Annotated in this window: 16 protein-coding genes; 6 read left to right on the forward strand and 10 right to left on the reverse strand. The window is 75.4% G+C overall.

Annotated elements, in window-relative coordinates; all coding sequences use genetic code 11:
• Window positions 1-459: 459 nt before the first annotated feature.
• The gene (locus KDL28_RS05710) at window positions 460-846 is read left to right on the forward strand and encodes a RidA family protein (protein ID WP_252436151.1); all 387 of its coding nucleotides are present in this window, start codon (window positions 460-462) and stop codon (window positions 844-846) included.
• Between the two features lie 5 nt (window positions 847-851).
• Here KDL28_RS05710 and KDL28_RS41365 read toward each other — a convergent pair whose 3' ends face one another.
• From KDL28_RS41365 to KDL28_RS05725, 3 genes are all read right to left on the reverse strand, one after another.
• A complete protein-coding gene (locus KDL28_RS41365; RefSeq protein WP_252436152.1) occupies window positions 852-2597 on the reverse strand; it encodes a sensor histidine kinase in 1746 nt (581 codons plus the stop codon).
• 72 nt (window positions 2598-2669) lie between these two features.
• On the reverse strand, window positions 2670-3260 hold the full coding sequence (locus KDL28_RS05720; RefSeq protein WP_252436153.1) for a sensor histidine kinase: 591 nt from the start codon (window positions 3258-3260) through the stop codon (window positions 2670-2672).
• 861 nt (window positions 3261-4121) lie between these two features.
• Window positions 4122-4337, reverse strand: a complete 216-nt coding sequence (locus tag KDL28_RS05725) for a hypothetical protein (protein ID WP_252436154.1) — start codon at window positions 4335-4337, stop codon at window positions 4122-4124.
• Between the two features lie 447 nt (window positions 4338-4784).
• Between KDL28_RS05725 and fusA the strand changes: the two genes are divergently transcribed.
• Together fusA and KDL28_RS05735 are read left to right on the forward strand one after the other, a co-directional pair.
• Window positions 4785-6818, forward strand: a complete 2034-nt coding sequence (gene fusA, locus KDL28_RS05730) for an elongation factor G (protein WP_252436155.1) — start codon at window positions 4785-4787, stop codon at window positions 6816-6818.
• A 70-nt stretch (window positions 6819-6888) separates the two neighbouring features.
• Window positions 6889-7653, forward strand: coding sequence for a thioesterase family protein (locus KDL28_RS05735; protein WP_252436156.1), 765 nt, complete (start codon window positions 6889-6891; stop codon window positions 7651-7653).
• A 7-nt stretch (window positions 7654-7660) separates the two neighbouring features.
• On the opposite strand, the gene KDL28_RS05740 is transcribed toward KDL28_RS05735, so the two are convergent.
• Together KDL28_RS05740 and KDL28_RS05745 are read right to left on the reverse strand one after the other, a co-directional pair.
• Window positions 7661-7963: a DUF1905 domain-containing protein gene (locus KDL28_RS05740; protein WP_252436157.1), complete on the reverse strand. Its 303-nt coding sequence runs from the start codon at window positions 7961-7963 to the stop codon at window positions 7661-7663.
• Between the two features lie 34 nt (window positions 7964-7997).
• Window positions 7998-8153: a hypothetical protein gene (locus tag KDL28_RS05745; RefSeq protein ID WP_252436158.1), complete on the reverse strand. Its 156-nt coding sequence runs from the start codon at window positions 8151-8153 to the stop codon at window positions 7998-8000.
• Between KDL28_RS05745 and KDL28_RS05750 the strand changes: the two genes are divergently transcribed.
• On the forward strand, window positions 8133-8405 hold the full coding sequence (locus tag KDL28_RS05750) for a zinc-binding dehydrogenase (protein ID WP_252436159.1): 273 nt from the start codon (window positions 8133-8135) through the stop codon (window positions 8403-8405). The genes KDL28_RS05745 and KDL28_RS05750 overlap by 21 nt on opposite strands.
• 54 nt (window positions 8406-8459) lie before the next feature.
• Here the strand turns inward: KDL28_RS05750 and KDL28_RS05755 are convergent, their stop codons facing one another.
• Together KDL28_RS05755 and KDL28_RS05760 are read right to left on the reverse strand one after the other, a co-directional pair.
• On the reverse strand, window positions 8460-8882 hold the full coding sequence (locus KDL28_RS05755; RefSeq protein ID WP_252436160.1) for a hypothetical protein: 423 nt from the start codon (window positions 8880-8882) through the stop codon (window positions 8460-8462).
• Window positions 8883-8967: 85 nt separating this feature from the next.
• Window positions 8968-9651, reverse strand: coding sequence for a helix-turn-helix transcriptional regulator (locus KDL28_RS05760; protein WP_252436161.1), 684 nt, complete (start codon window positions 9649-9651; stop codon window positions 8968-8970).
• A 119-nt stretch (window positions 9652-9770) separates the two neighbouring features.
• Between KDL28_RS05760 and KDL28_RS05765 the strand changes: the two genes are divergently transcribed.
• Complete coding sequence (locus tag KDL28_RS05765) at window positions 9771-11120, forward strand: MFS transporter (RefSeq protein ID WP_252436162.1); 1350 nt, start codon at window positions 9771-9773, stop codon at window positions 11118-11120.
• Here the strand turns inward: KDL28_RS05765 and KDL28_RS05770 are convergent.
• A complete protein-coding gene (locus KDL28_RS05770) occupies window positions 11086-11511 on the reverse strand; it encodes a nuclear transport factor 2 family protein (RefSeq protein ID WP_252436163.1) in 426 nt (141 codons plus the stop codon). The two genes, KDL28_RS05765 and KDL28_RS05770, sit on opposite strands and share 35 nt — an antisense overlap.
• 225 nt (window positions 11512-11736) lie before the next feature.
• Between KDL28_RS05770 and KDL28_RS05775 the strand changes: the two genes are divergently transcribed.
• The gene (locus KDL28_RS05775; protein ID WP_252436164.1) at window positions 11737-12990 is read left to right on the forward strand and encodes an MFS transporter; all 1254 of its coding nucleotides are present in this window, start codon (window positions 11737-11739) and stop codon (window positions 12988-12990) included.
• Between the two features lie 9 nt (window positions 12991-12999).
• On the opposite strand, the gene KDL28_RS05780 is transcribed toward KDL28_RS05775, so the two are convergent.
• Both KDL28_RS05780 and purU read right to left on the reverse strand, forming a co-directional pair.
• Window positions 13000-13494: a bifunctional nuclease family protein gene (locus KDL28_RS05780; protein WP_252436165.1), complete on the reverse strand. Its 495-nt coding sequence runs from the start codon at window positions 13492-13494 to the stop codon at window positions 13000-13002.
• 55 nt (window positions 13495-13549) lie between these two features.
• Window positions 13550-14422, reverse strand: a complete 873-nt coding sequence (purU, locus tag KDL28_RS05785; RefSeq protein WP_252436166.1) for a formyltetrahydrofolate deformylase — start codon at window positions 14420-14422, stop codon at window positions 13550-13552.
• Between the last annotated feature and the right edge of the window lie 124 nt (window positions 14423-14546).

A 14546-nucleotide genomic window follows, 5' to 3' on the forward strand; every position in this document is an offset into this window, starting at 1 on the left:
AACGCGGTGGCGCGCGCCACCACGCCGCTTTCGCCGGGCGGAAGCCGGGGAACGGCCCGGGATGAATGACGCGACCGCGATTCCGGGAATGTCGCGCGCGGATCGGCCGCAACGGCGACGGTGGCCGCGACGGACGTCGCACGGGACCGCTACCGGGGAGTTCGTCCGCGAACGGACCAGCGTCGTGCGCTCTCGACACTACGCCGGAAAGGCGAATGCGCGCGGTCGGTCCGCACCGGGAGGTCAGGTACCGACGATTGCGTGCGCAATCAGCGGTGGACCGATCAGGCATTCGGCGATTTCCGCTGGTGTTCGCCGGTTCGGGGCGGCCCGGGCCGCGCCGCCCGAGTCGCGCCCGGCCCTCCGACCGGGCCGCGCGCCGAGCCACCGGCGGACGACCCGGACCGGCGAGCGGGAAAACCGTTGGCGGGTCGTCGCCGGCACCGCCAGTGTCGTGCCGTGGAGACGATCGCGCACAACCCGTCCGACGGCATCTACCCCGCGAGCGCCGACTACGTGCACGCCATGGAGGTCCGCGGGCACGAGCGCGTGCTCTACGTCGCCGGGACCATGGGCCTGCACCCCGACGGCACCCCCGGCTCGACCCTCGCCGAGCAGCTCGACCTCATCTGGGCCAACATCGCCACGATCCTCGCCTCGGCCGGGATGACCGTCGACGACATCGTCCGGCTCACCAGCTACCTCACCGACCCGGCGCACGCCGGGGCCAACGCCGAGGCCCGGCGCGTCGCGCTGCGCGGACGGGCGGTGCCGACGACCGCGATCGTCGTGCAGACCCTGGTGAGCGAGTGGCTGGTGGAGATCGAGGTGGTCGCGGCGGCCTGAGCGGCCTACACGCAGGGGATGCTGGCCCGCAGCGTCGTCCCGCGGTCGGGCGGGCTGTCCAGGACCAGGGTGCCGCCCAGCTCCTCGACGCGCCGGCGCATCCCGCCGAACCCGCCCTCGACGCCCATCACCGCGCCGCCGCGCCCGTCGTCGCACACCGCGATCTCGACGGTGCGCCCGTCGGAGTGGACGCGCACCTCCACCGCGGCGGCGGGTCCGGCGTGCTTGGCCACGTTCGTCAGGGCCTCCCGCACGAGCAGGAAGACCGGCAGGGCCAGGACGCCGAGGCGGGTGCCGGTGACGACGACCCTGGGCGCGAGGCGCAGTGCGGTGGCGGCGCCGTCGATCGCGGTGTCCAGCTCGGCGTCCGGCTCGGGGGGCGCGGCGACGCCGCCGAGGGAGCGCACCTGGTCGAGGGCGACGGTCATCTTCGCCTCCAGGCCCGCGATCACCGCCTCGGCGCCCTCCAGGGCGACCTCGTGCAGGCCGTCGAGGTCCATCCGGGCGGCCGCGATGGTCTGGTGCAGGCCGTCGTGCAGGTCGCGGCGGAACCGCTCGCGCTCCTCGGTGCGGGCCAGCTCCTCGGCCACGCGCAGCGCGGTCAGCCGGGCGAGCCGGGTGCGCAGCAGCACGGTCGGGCGGACGCTCTCGGCCAGCAGCGCGGCGGCGCGCAGCCACTCGCGCAGCGCCTCGTCGTCGTCGCCCAGCTCGCTCCGGCCGGTGAACAGCGCGATGCGGGCGCCGTCGGCCCCCGGGACCAGCGCCCAGAACCGGCCCGGTCGGGTCTCCTCCGCGGCGCTGCGGCGGTGGCCGGTCGCGTCCAGCAGGCCGCCGTCTGGCGAGCAGTACAGCAGCTCGGCGGTGGGGTCGGCGGTGACCTCCTGGATGTAGGCCGAGACCGTCTCGGGCGTGCGCACCCGGGGCAGCCGGTGCGCGGAGCCTGCGCCGAACCAGCGCCGGGCCGCTCGCAGCAGCGGTATGCCGACGAGCACCGCGACCACCAGGGCACCGGTCGTCGTGGCGGAGGTGCGGCGGTCGACCGAGCCGGCCATCAGCAGCGAGACCAGCTGCACCGCGGTCACCCCCATGGCCATGCCGGTGCCGGCGAGCAGGATCGGCTGGTGGCGGCGGCGGGCGCCACCCGGCGGGTGCACGGCCCGCCAGCCCAGCACGGCCACGTAGCCGGCCAGCAGGCACAGCGTCGCGCGCGCGACCTCCAGCGCGGTGACCGCGGGCAGCGTCCCGGCCCACGGCGCCGGCCACCAACCCTCCGCCGGGAACCCGATGTCCACGGGGTCCACGAACGGCACCATCGCGATCCGCACGCCCACCGCGAGCAGCAGCCCCACCAGCGGGAACACCCGCTCGAGCCGTGTCGACGGCGGGCGACGGCCGTAGTGCACGACGCCCAGGCCCAGCGCCACCGCCGGGATCCCGGTCGCCACCCAGGACACGACCGGCCCCCACGGCACGTACACGTCCAGGGCGAACGTCAACCAGGCCAGCCCGGCCGCGCCGAACGCCGCCCCGCTCACCCGCTCGCCCGACAGCGCCAACGAGCACGCCAGCACGCTCGCCGACGCGGCCACCCCGATCGTGACCAGCACGAACCACGGGTGGGTCGGCAGCAGGGGCAGCTGGATCAGCAGCGCGACCAGTGCCACCGCGGTCCCGACACCCGCGGTGCGCCACCTCGCCCTGGACGGCGCCCGCGGCTGTTCCGAGGGCGCCGCGGCCGCAGCCGTGCTCACCCTGGCATGGTCGGGCCACGACGGCAGGCCGACAAGGAGGGCTAACCCTCTACCGCCCCTCCACCGCCGGGATCAGGCCGCCACGACCGGGATGACGGCGTGCAGCGTCGTCCCCATCCCGGGCGGGCTGTGCACGTCGAGCCGCCCGCCCAGCTCGACCACGCGGTCGCGCAGCCCGGCCAGCCCGCCGCCCGGCCGCACGGCCGCCCCACCGGTGCCGTTGTCGCGCACGGTGACCTCGACGAACCCGCCCTGCGCGGCCACCATGACCTGCGCCGCGGCCTCGCCCGCGTACTTGTGGGCGTTGGTCAGCGCCTCGCGGACCAGGTAGTAGACGGGAAGGGTCAGCACGCCCAGCTGGTCGACGCCGATCCGGGCGGTCGCGTTCATCCGCAGCTCGGCGATGGTGCGCTCGACGGCCGTGCCGAGCCCGGCGGACAGCTCCGGCGGCAGGGCGCCGCGCTTGAGGCTGCGGATCTGCTCGAGCGCGAGCGTGAGCTTGCCGTCCAGGTCGGCCACCGCCACGTCGACGGGCGCGTCCGGGTCGAGGATGCCGTCCAGGTCCATCCGGGCGGCGGCGATGGTCTGCTGGACGCCGTCGTGCAGGTCGCGGCGGAACTGCTCGCGCGCCCGTTCGAACGCGAGCCGTTCAGCGGTGCGCACGGCGCCCAGGCCTGCGCGCCCCGGGCCACCAGCAGCGCCCCCGGGTCGGCCCAGAGCGAGGGCCAGAACGCCTCCGCGGGGTAGCCGAGCCACTCCGGGCGCGAGACGAGCACGACGGCCGCGGCCGAGCCCGCGGTCCCGACCGCGCAGGCCGCCACCCACCAGCGCGCCCCGCGGTCGAGCCGGGCGCGGCCGTAGCGCAGCACGCCCCAGCCGATCGCGGTGCCGAGCACGACCCCGCCGAGCACCCACGCCGGCAGCGCGCCCCACGGCCGGTGCACGTCGAGGTTGAGCACCACCCAGCCGGCCGCGGCCGCGATGAAGCACCCGCCGGACAGCCGCTCGGCGTGCTCGGCGGACAGGTAGTAGCCCAACCCGACGAACGAGAGCACCACGACGGTGGTGACGCCGAGGAAGAACGGCTCGGTCAGCGCGGCGGGCAGCTCGACGGCCACGGTGGTGGCGCCGGCGACTGCGAGCACCAGTGCCAGCCGCTGGCCGAACGGCACTCGGCCGGGTGCGCTGTGGCGGCCTCCGCGATTGGGGTGCACGTGCGGTTCGTCGGTCGTCGGTCACCCGGCGTTATCGGACGGAGACGGACGGACGACAGGGGCCGGGCGGGAGGTCTCTTCGAGTGAGGGTAAACCCGCCCCGCTGCGCCGGATTGCTGTCCTGTCGCGGGTCGGGTCACCCGGTCGATACTGGTCGGGCCGCGATCGGGGTGCCGGCGGAGGAGGGCCGCCGCACCGTGGGGGATCGGGCGCGGGTGGCCCCGGTCCGGGTGGTCCGGGGGTGCGTCGCCAGCAGGGTCGGGGGGCGACACCGGCCGCCTGCTGGCGGCGCCCCGGACCGCCGGGCCGCTCAGGCCGACCGGACCCGCCGCTTCGCGGTGTAGGGCAGGGCGAACATGTACAGGCCGGTCGCCATGAGCAGCAGCACCGGTGGCACGGGCAGCAGGAACACCCAGGTCGGGGGCGCCTCCAGGGTCACGGCGGCGACGGTGTCGATGAGCACCGTCACCGTGAAGACGATCGACGTCCAGCGGTGGAACTGGCGGATCCGCTTGCTCCGGTTCATCGGGGTCTCCCTGTGGTCGAGCAGCACCGGGTACCGGCCGCCCGTCGCGCGGAGGCGGGGCGACCGGTCGTCGGCTCCGGTTCGGTGCGGATGACGCTAGGGGCGCCCCGTGGACCGGTGCTTCTCGATTCCTGACGGGTTCACCGGGTGCGGGAAACCGGTTGGCCGCGGTCGGCGCGCTCCCTACGCTTCGGCCACGATCACGCCCCGCCGCCGCGGGGCCCGACGACCGAGGGGAGCCGGCCGTGCGCCACCGCAGCGCCGCCGCCGTCGCCCCGTGCCGTCGTGACGTGATCCTGGTGTCCCCGTCGTCCGGTCGCCGGCTCCGCGCCCGGCACCGGACGCCGTGACGACCCGGTAGGTCCACCGCCGCACCCGCGGCCGCCTCCGGCGTCGCCCCGGTCCATCGCGCTTCCCGCCCGGATCCGGCAGAAGGACCCCAAGGCCATGCGCACCGCCACAACCACCGCCGCAACCACCGCGACAGCCCTGTCCCGCGTCCGCAACCTCGGCGTGCTCGCCCACGTCGACGCGGGCAAGACCACCACCACCGAACGGATCCTGTTCGCCACCGGCGCCGTGCACCGCCGCGGCGAGGTGCACGACGGGACCACCGTCACCGACTTCGACGCGATGGAGCGCGACCGCGGGATCACCATCTTCGCGGCCGCGGTCAGCTGCGACTGGGCGGGCCACCGCCTCACGCTGATCGACACCCCCGGGCACGTCGACTTCTCCGCCGAGGTGGAGCGCTCGCTGCGGGTGCTCGACGGCGCGGTCGCGGTGTTCGACGCCGTCGCCGGCGTGGAGCCGCAGAGCGCGGCGGTGTGGCGGCAGGCCGACCGGCACCGGGTGGCCCGGATCGCGTTCGTCAACAAGATGGACCGCGTCGGCGCCGACCTGGACGCCGCGGTCGACTCGATCCGCGAGCGGCTGCACCCGCGGCCGCTGGTGGTGCAGCTGCCCATCGGCCGCGAGGGTGCGTTCACCGGCGTGGTCGACCTGGTCCGGATGCGGTCGCTGGTCTGGCCGGACGACGGCGGCCCCGCCGTCGAGGGCCCGGTGCCCGCCGAGCTGCTGGCCGAGGCCGGGCGACGGCGTCGCGCCCTGGCCGAGGCGGTGGCCGAGCTGCACGTCGGCGCGCTGGAGGAGTACGCCGGGCGACCGGAGGTCTCCCCCGGCACGCTCGCGGCGGCGCTGCGCGAGCTGACCCTGGACGGCCAGGGCCTGGTCGTGCTCTGCGGCTCGGCCTACCGCAACCGCGGTGTCGAGCCGCTGCTCGACGCGGTGGTGGCGTACCTGCCCTCGCCGCTGGACGCCCCGGCGCTGCCGGCCGACCCGGACGCCGACCTGGTCGCGCTGGTGTTCAAGGTCGGCTCGTCCGAGCGCGGGCGCCTGTGCACACTGCGGCTCTACAGGGGAACGCTGCGGAAGGGGGACGTCGTGCTGGACGCGGTCTCGCGGCGCACCGAGCGGGTCGGGCGCGTCCTGCGGGTGCAGGCCGACCGGTTCGTCGAGGTCGACCGGGCCGTCGCGGGCGAAATCGTCGCGGTGGCCGGCCTCAAGGCGGCCGGCCCCGGGACCACGGTGTGCCACCCCGGCGCTCCCGTGCTGCTCGAACCGCCCGACCGGCCCGAACCCGTGGTCTCGGTCGCGGTCGAGGCCCGCCGGGGCACCGACCTCGACCGGCTGGCCACGGCGCTGGCCCGGCTGGTCGACGAGGACCCGTCGCTGGCCGTGCGCACCGACCGGGAGACCGGCCAGACGCTGCTGTCCGGGCTGGGCGAACTGCACCTGGAGGTCGCCGTGGCGCGCATCCGGCGCGATCACGGCCTCGACGTCGCGGTCGGCAGGCCGCGGGTGGCCCACCGCGAGGCGGTGGTGCGCGGGGTGACCGAGCTGCTCTACCGCCACGTCCGCCAGGACGGCGGGCCCGGCCAGTTCGCGCACGTCGTGCTGGACGTCGAGCCCCTGCACGCGGGGGAGTTCGAGTTCGCGGCGACCGTGACCGGCGCCCACGTCCCGGCCGAGTACGTCCGGGCCGTGGAGGCGGGCTGCCGCGACGCCCTCGCCGAGGGCCCCCTCGGCGGCGACCCGGTGACCGGCCTGCGGGTCACCCTGACCGACGGCCGCACCCACGTGCGCGACTCCTCGGAGACGGCGTTCCGCGCGGCCGGCCGCCTGGGCCTGCGCGAGGCGCTGCGGGCGTGCGGGATGGTGCGGCTGGAGCCGGTCGCCGAGGTCACCGTCACGGTGCCCGCCGAGACGGTCGGCGGCGTGCTCGGCGACCTCGCCGCCCGCCGCGGTCGCATCACCGACTCCCGCCGGCGCGGGGCCACCGCGGTGGTGACGGCGGTCGTGCCGCTGGTCGAGCTGTTCGGCTACGCGACGCGCCTGCGCAGCCGCACCCAGGGCGGGGGCACCGTCGCCGCGCGGCCCGCGGGGTACGCGCCGGTGTCCGGTCGGGTCGCGGCCGGCTGACGGGCACGCACCCCGGGGGCACCGCTGCGGCGGTGCCCCCGGGGTGCCCGGGCCGCGCGACGATGACCCCATGACGACCACGCCCCACCGGTTCGACGCCGACACCGAGCTGCGCCCCGCGGGCGGGCTCAGCTGGACCGCCGGGGTCGGCGACGGCTGGGTCTCGCTGAGCGGCGTGCCCAACGGCGGCTACCTGATGAGCCTGGCGCTGCGGGCCGCGACCTGCGCGCTGCCCGGGATCGAGCCGATCACCGCGACCGCCCACTTCCTGCGCCCCGGGCTGGTCGGCCCGGCCCGGCTGGACGTCGAGGTCGTCAAGCGCGGCCGGACGACGAGCACGGCGGGCGTGGCGCTGGTGCAGGGCGGCAAGGAGCGGGTGCGGACCCTGGTCACCCTGGGCGGTCCGGACGGCGGGCCGCCCGACTTCGCCCCGTCCGCTCCGCCGCTGCCCCGGCCGCGGGGGTGCGCCCCGTCGGGGCCGGAGGTGGTGGGTTCGGCGAGCGTCCGGCGGCGCTTCGACTACCGCCTGGTGCCGACGGGGGGCGCCGGGGTGCGGGGCTGGGTCCGGTTCGCCGACGGGCGCGACCCGGACCTGGCGGCCGTGCCGCTGGTGGTCGACTGCTTCCCGCCCGCCGTGCTCGGGGTGCTCGACGGCGTGCGGATGTCCACCCTCGAGCTCACCGTGCACCTGCGGCGCCCGCCCCGGCCGGGCTGGTTGCAGGCCGGCATCCGCAGCCGGGCGCTGCTGCACGGCCTGGTCGAGGAGGAGGTCGAGCTGTGGGACGAGGACGGCGGGCTGGTCGCGATGAGCCGCCAGCTCGCGCAGCTCGGCTGAGCCCGGGTCAGAAGTCGCGCAGCTCGACCGCGACGCGGGCGGTGTCGCCCGCGGTGAGCCCTTCCGCCGTGCGCACCGCCTTCTTGACCGGCAGCACGTAGGTCCGCTGCCCGGCGTCCGGGAAGATCGACGTCTGCCAGGTCGACGAGCCGATGGTCGCCGTGACCCGCACCGAGCCGAAGCCGTTGGCCATGCCCTCGGTGCGGTGCCGGATCTCCTCGGCGTCGTCGACCGGGAGGCTGATCAACGTCCAGGTCTCGTCCTTGCGAGCGTCCCACAGCATCACCTCGGCGTCGAAGACGTAGGCCATGGCGCCAGCATGCCGTGCGACCCCGACAGGATCCCTACCGATCCGTGGTGTCGTAGGCGTCGCGGGCGGCGTGCACCTCGGCGATGTGCGACTCGGCCCACCGCTTCACCGCCAGCTGCACCGGCAGCAGGCTCTCGCCGAGCGCGGTGAGCGCGTAGTCGACGCGGCCGTGCTGGGCATCGCCGCGCACGACGCCCTGCGCGGCGGTGGCACGCTCGTCGCGCTCGTCGCGCCGTTCGCGCCGCCGCCGATCCGCGGCACCCGGGTGGTGGTGCAGGAGGTGCCGGCCGACGGCGCGCGGCTGCGGGAGCTCTCCGCGCTGGCCGCCGCGGGCCGGCTGACGCCGCGAGTGGCCGAGCAGCTGCCGCTGACCGAGGCCGCGCGGGCGCACGCGCTGCTGGAGGCCGGGGGCCTGCGCGGCCGGGTCGTCCTGCGGCCGTGACCCCGCCTCGCGGAACCGCCGGCTCCGGGCCAACCCCCGGCACCGGCTCCGCGGTCACGACAGCGCCCCGGCCAACGCCAACCCGCCGAGCACGGGCAGCGCGACGACCTTGACGGCCTCCAGTCCGATGTAGACCAGGTGCCAGCGCGACCCCGGTGCCCCCGTGCCTGCGGCCACCGCCACCGCGCGCCGGTCGAGCCGCCGCCGGACCACCAGCACCTGCCACAGCAGCAGCGCCCAGAGCCCGCCCAGCAGGAGCGGCACCGCCGGGGCCGTCGGCGCGGCCAGCACGGCGGCGGTCAGGACGAGGGCCAGCAGTGCCTCCAGCGCGTTGAGCGCGCGGAACACCAGGCGCCCGATGCCGACGCCCAGCGCCACGGTGATCCCGGGCGCCCGGAACTTCAGCGGCGCCTCCAGGAAGGAGATGCCCAGCACCGCCCCGCACCACAGGAACGGCGCCGCCACCTGCACCAGCACCGACCAGCTCAACGCACGGCCTCGCAGGGCTCGGCCGGCGCTTCGCGCACGCGCTGTGTCCAGGATTGGCTCGCATGCTCGCTCATCAGCGATCTCCTCGGGGGGTGGGGACGATCCGGGCCACGCAGACCCCGGGGTCGACGAACGGGCGCAGCTCGGGGGCGGTGGCGGCGATGCCGAGGCGGTCCAGCGCCCCGCGCAGCAGGCCCAGGTGCAGGGTGCACACGACCTCGGGGTGGGCCGCGGCCACGGAGAGGAACGGGCACGCGTGCAGCCGGATCTCCGTCGGGCCCTCGTCCGGCGGGCCGGGGACGTCCGGGGCGAAGCCGAGCTCGGCCAGCAGGCCGACCAGCGGGGCGAGCTCCGACGAGCCGTCCTCCGGCTCGCGCGAGGGCACCAGCCGGGCGGCGGTGGCCCGGCCGGTCCGCTCGGCGGCCGCGACCGGGTCGGGGTCGGCGCGGTCCCAGCCGGCGGCGAGCGCGGCGGCCAGCAGCTCGTAGCCGGTCCCCAGCGCGGCCGGCGCGGCCGCGGGGCGGTAGCGCATCCGCGGCCTGCCCCGCGCGCCGGACGCCTCGGCGCGCCCGGTCACCAGCCCCGCCCCGGTCAGCGCCGCGAGGTGGAACCGCACCGTGTTGGGGTGCGACCCGGTGGCGGCGGCCAGCTCGCGCAGCTCCAGCGGCCGGTCGCTGTCGCGCAGCGCCCGCAGCAGCGCGCGGCGGGCCGGGGCGGCGAGTGCCGCGTGCGCCGCGTCCCGCCCGTCCTCGTCCACAACGGCAGCCTAATTAACACGAAGAACGTCGTGCAAATCAGCCGCGCCCTCCACCCGGCGGGCGCGCGACCGTTCGGTCATCCTCGTCCCGGCACCGCCGCCGACCAGGGAGCGCGACCATGAACTCCGACACCGCCGTCGGGTCCGACGAGCACCTCGTCCGCTCCGGTGTGCGCCGGGCCGGTCGGCGCCTCGTCCCGCTGCTGATCCTGCTGTACTTCGTGAACTACCTGGACCGGGTCAACATCGGCTTCGCCGGCCCGAACGGCATGAACGAGGAGCTGGGCCTGTCGGCCACCCTGTTCGGCGTCGCGGCCGGGGTGTTCTTCGTCGGCTACCTGCTGCTGGAGGTGCCCAGCAACCTGCTGCTGCACCGCTTCGGCGCCCGCCGGTGGATCGCCCGCATCATGATCACCTGGGGCGTGGTCGCCACGGCCATGGCGTTCGTCCCGAACGCGACCGTGCTGATCGTCCTGCGGTTCCTGCTCGGCGTGGCCGAGGCCGGCTTCTTCCCCGGGATCATCCTGTACCTGACCTACTGGTTCCCGGCCGCGCAGCGGGCCAGGATGACCGCCTGGTTCATGACCGCCATCCCGGTCTCCACCGCGCTCGGCGCCGTGGTCTCCACCCTGATCATCCAGCACGCCGCCGGGTGGTTCGGGCTCTCCGGCTGGCGGGTCATGTTCCTGCTCGAGGGCATCCCCGCGATCCTGCTCGCCTTCGTCGTGTGGTTCCTGCTGACCGACCGGCCCGCCCAGGCCCGCTGGATGCCCCAGCCCGAGCGCGACGCGCTGGAGCGCGCGCTGGCCGCGGAGAGCGAACAGGTGGCCGAGGCCGGCCCGAAGTCCGTGCTCGGCGCGCTGCGCAGCCCGCGGGTGCTGGCGCTGTCGTGGGTCTACTTCGGCATCGTCTACGGCCTCTACGCGCTGGGCTTCTTCCTGCCGACGATCATCAAGGGGTTCTCCGAGCAGTACGGCACCTCGTTCTCCACCGTGCAGCAGGGCATGATCAACGCCATCCCGTACGCAGTCGGGCTGATCGCGATGATCGTCTGGACGCGACGGGCCACCGACCCCACGATCCGCGTCGCGGTGCCCGCGCTGGTCGGCGGCCTGGCCATCCCGGTGGCGCTCTACCTGGCCGACCCGTGGCTGGCGATGGTCGCCGTGACGATCTGCGCCTGCGGCGTGCTGGCCGCGCTGCCCGGCTTCTGGTCGCTGCCCACCGCCTACCTGACCGGCGCCGCCGCGGCCGCCGGCATCGGGCTGGTCAACTCGCTGGGCAACCTGTCCGGCTTCGCCGCGCCCTACGTCACCGGCGCCCTGTCCGACGCCACCGGCGACAACCGGCTCGGGCTGTGGGTGGTCGGCATCTGCATGGTCTCCGCGGCGGTCGTGACCTGGCTGCTGCACCGGAGCCGGTCGCGCCCCGACGTCACCGCGGCGCCACCCGCGTCCACAGATCGGTGAACTCGATCGAGTCGAAGAAGGCGATCACCTCGACGATCCGCTCCCCCGCGAGCCGCATGTACCAGGTGTAGGTGTTGCGGTAGGGCTGCCCGTCGACGGCCGTCCCAGCGGCGTCGAACAGCGCGATGACCCAGTCGCCGTCGGCGTACAGACCCCGCACGACCGGGCGCAGCGGCGCGGACATCCGCGCGTTGAAGGGTCCGATCACCGCGTCCAGGAAGGCCTGGCGCCCCGCGTAGCTGCCCGCAGCCGGGCTGTTGCCGGTGATCGTCCACGTGGCGTCGTCGGCGAGGATGTCGAACGGGGTGCCGGTGCCGTTCGCCCACTGCTCGAACGCCGCGCCCACGCGGTCCTTGTTGGCCTGCTCGGCGGTCGGGTTCCGGTCGCTCATCGCGCCTCCTCGATCATCGACGGTTCCCCGCACCTTCTCACGCGGCGACAGACGTTCGCGCCCATCCGGCGTCGCGCTCTTCGCAGAGTCGCCGTGGCTCTCGCAGGGGCCACCGCATCTGCGAGGACCACGGAGACCCTGCGACGTGGCCCGGGCCCGGACGCGATCAGTTCGCGGGGCCGTGACCCCCGTCGGGATACGGTGCGCCCGACGACGGGGGTAGCCATGAGCCTGACGCCGGAGACCGGTCCTCCCGACGCCCTCGCGGAGCCGACGCGGCGGGTGGGCGCCGGCTGGATCGGCGCGTTCTCCCTGGCCTGGGTCGGGCTGCACGTCGGGCTCTTCGGGGCCATCCAGATCCTGCTGCCCCAGCAGACCGAGGCGCTCGCCCCCGCGGACAAGGAGGCGGCGCTGGCCGTGGTGCTGGGCTTCGGCGCGGCGTTCTCGCTGGTCGCCAACCCGCTGTTCGGGGCGCTGTCCGACCGCACCACCTCGCGGTGGGGGCGGCGCGCGCCGTGGATGGCGATCGGGTTCGTCGGCGGCGCGGTGGCGCTGGGCGTGCTGGCCGTCTCGCCGACGATCACCGTGGTGATCATCGGTTGGTGCCTGGCGCAGACCCTGCTCAACGCCTCGGCCGCGGCGCTCAGCGCGGGGGTCCCCGACCAGGTGCCGCCCGAGCAGCGCGGCACCGCCGCCGGCTACGTCGGCCTCGCGCTGATCGTCGGTGTCGCCGTCGGCACCGGCCTGGCCGTCCTGGCCGGCAGCACCACCGCCGGCTACCTCGCCTGCGCGGCGTTCATGCTCATCGCCGCCGTGCCGTACCTGCTGCTGCGCCGCGACACCGCGCTCGACCCGGCGCACCGCCCGCCCTGGAACTGGGGTGCGTTCCTGCGCGGCTTCTGGGTCGACCCGCGCCGGTACCCCGACTTCGGCTGGGCCTGGCTGACCCGGTTCCTGATCAACCTCGGCAACTCGATCGCCCTGCTGTACCTGTTCTTCTACCTCAAGGACGCCGTCGGCGTGCCCGACCCGGCGACCGGCGTGCTGATCGCGACCGCGGTCGACCTCGGCTTCATGCTGATCGCCGTCGTGCTCACCGGGATGTGGTCCGACCGCGTCGGGCGCCGCCGGGTGTTCGTGACGGGCGGCGGCCTGCTGATGGCGGGCGCGGCGTTCACCATCGCCGTCTGGCCGACCTGGACCGGCGTGCTGGTCGCCGCCGCCGTGCTGGGCCTGGGCTTCGGCACCTACACCTCGGTCGACTTCGCGCTGCTCACCCAGGTCCTGCCCAGCTCGACCGACCGCGCCCGCGACCTCGGCGTGCTCAACATCGCCAGCTCGCTGCCGCAGGTGATCGCCCCCGTCGTCGCCGCCCCGATCGTCACCGGGCTGGGCGGCTACCCGGTGCTCTACGGCGTCGCCGGGGCGGTCGGGCTGGCCGGGGCGGTGCTGGTGTTCCGGATCCGGTCGGTGCGCTGAGCCGCGGCCTCACCGGCCGGGGGCGCCGAAGTCGTCGGGCGTGACGCCGTCGAGGAAGCTGCGGAACTCCTCGACCTGCTGCTGCGCCGGCGCGCCGGTCCCGTTCGGGAACACCTCCTCGACCGGCTGCCCGACGGCGTCGAGGATGTCCTCGGCCACGGCGATCGGCAGCCGCTCCCGCACGGCGACGGCCAGCGCGTCGCTGGGCAGCACGGCTACCCGCGTGTCGCCGTCGAGGACGAGCACGGCGCTGAACACCCCGTCGGTCAGCTCGGTCAGCTCGGCCCCGTCGAGGCGGTGGCCGAGCCCGCGCAGCACGGGCACCAGCACGTCCTGCGGGAGCAGCGGGTCCTCGGCACCGCGCGGGCCGACGGCGATCACGTCGGCCTGCGGGCGGCGCAGGAACACCGGCAGGCAGCGCTCGCCGTCGGCCTCCCCGAGCACCAGCACCGGCTGGCGCGTCCCGACGTGCACGACGAGCCGGATCACCCGCATGGTGCGCATCCGGGCAGTGTGCGGCTTCCGGGCCGCGGCGGACGTATCAGAAGGAGACGGCCCGTCAGGGGAAGACGACCGTCCGGTTGCCGACCACGGCGATCCGGTTCTCGGTGTGCCAGCGCACGGCGCGGGCCAGCGCCCGGCTCTCCGCCTCCCGCCCGCGCGCGGCGAGCTCCTCGGGGCTCAGGGAGTGGTCGACGCGGATCAGCTCCTGCTCGATGATCGGGCCCTCGTCCAGGTCGGCGGTGACGTAGTGGGCGGTCGCGCCGATGAACTTCACGCCGCGGGCGTGGGCCTGGTGGTAGGGCCGGGCGCCCTTGAAGCTGGGCAGCATCGAGTGGTGGATGTTGATCGCCCGGCCGGACAGCCTGCGGCACAGCCCGTCGGAGAGGATCTGCATGTAGCGGGCCAGCACGACCAGCTCCACGCCCTCGTCCCGGACGAGGTCGAGCAGCGCGGCCTCGGCGTCGGCCTTGGTGTCGGGGGTGACCGGGATGTGGCGGAACGGCACGCCGTAGTTGTCGGCGATGCGGCGCAGGTCGGTGTGGTTCGACACGACCGCGACGACGTCGAGGTTGAGCTCGCCGATGGAGGTGCGGAACAGCAGGTCGTTCAGGCAGTGCGCGAACCGGCTCACCATGATCACGGCCCGCTGCCGGCGCGCGGCGTCGGCCAGCCGCCAGGTCATCGCGAACCGCTCGGCGACCACCTCCATCCGCCCGCGCAGCGCCGGCAGGTCGAGCGGCGTGCCGTCGATGTGGGCGAACTCCACGCGCATGAAGAAGGAGCCGGTGGTGGAGCTGCCGAACTGCTGGCTCTGCACGATCGTGCACTTCTCCTGCACCAGCACCTCGGACACCGCGTGCACGATGCCCGGCTGGTCCGGGCAGTGCAGCAGCAGGACGCCGTGCTGGACCTCGGTCGAGCCGGTCATGACGCCTCCGGGACCATCGCGTGCGGTCGGCGGTCGGAGCGCCGAGCCGCGCACCGGGCTCCCGACCTACACCGGAACGCTAGGCAACGCAGCCGTCACGGGGATGACGCGGATGACCGGTCCT

The organism is Pseudonocardia humida (assembly GCF_023898865.1).
GTDB classification, from domain to species: Bacteria; Actinomycetota; Actinomycetes; order Mycobacteriales; family Pseudonocardiaceae; genus Pseudonocardia; species Pseudonocardia humida.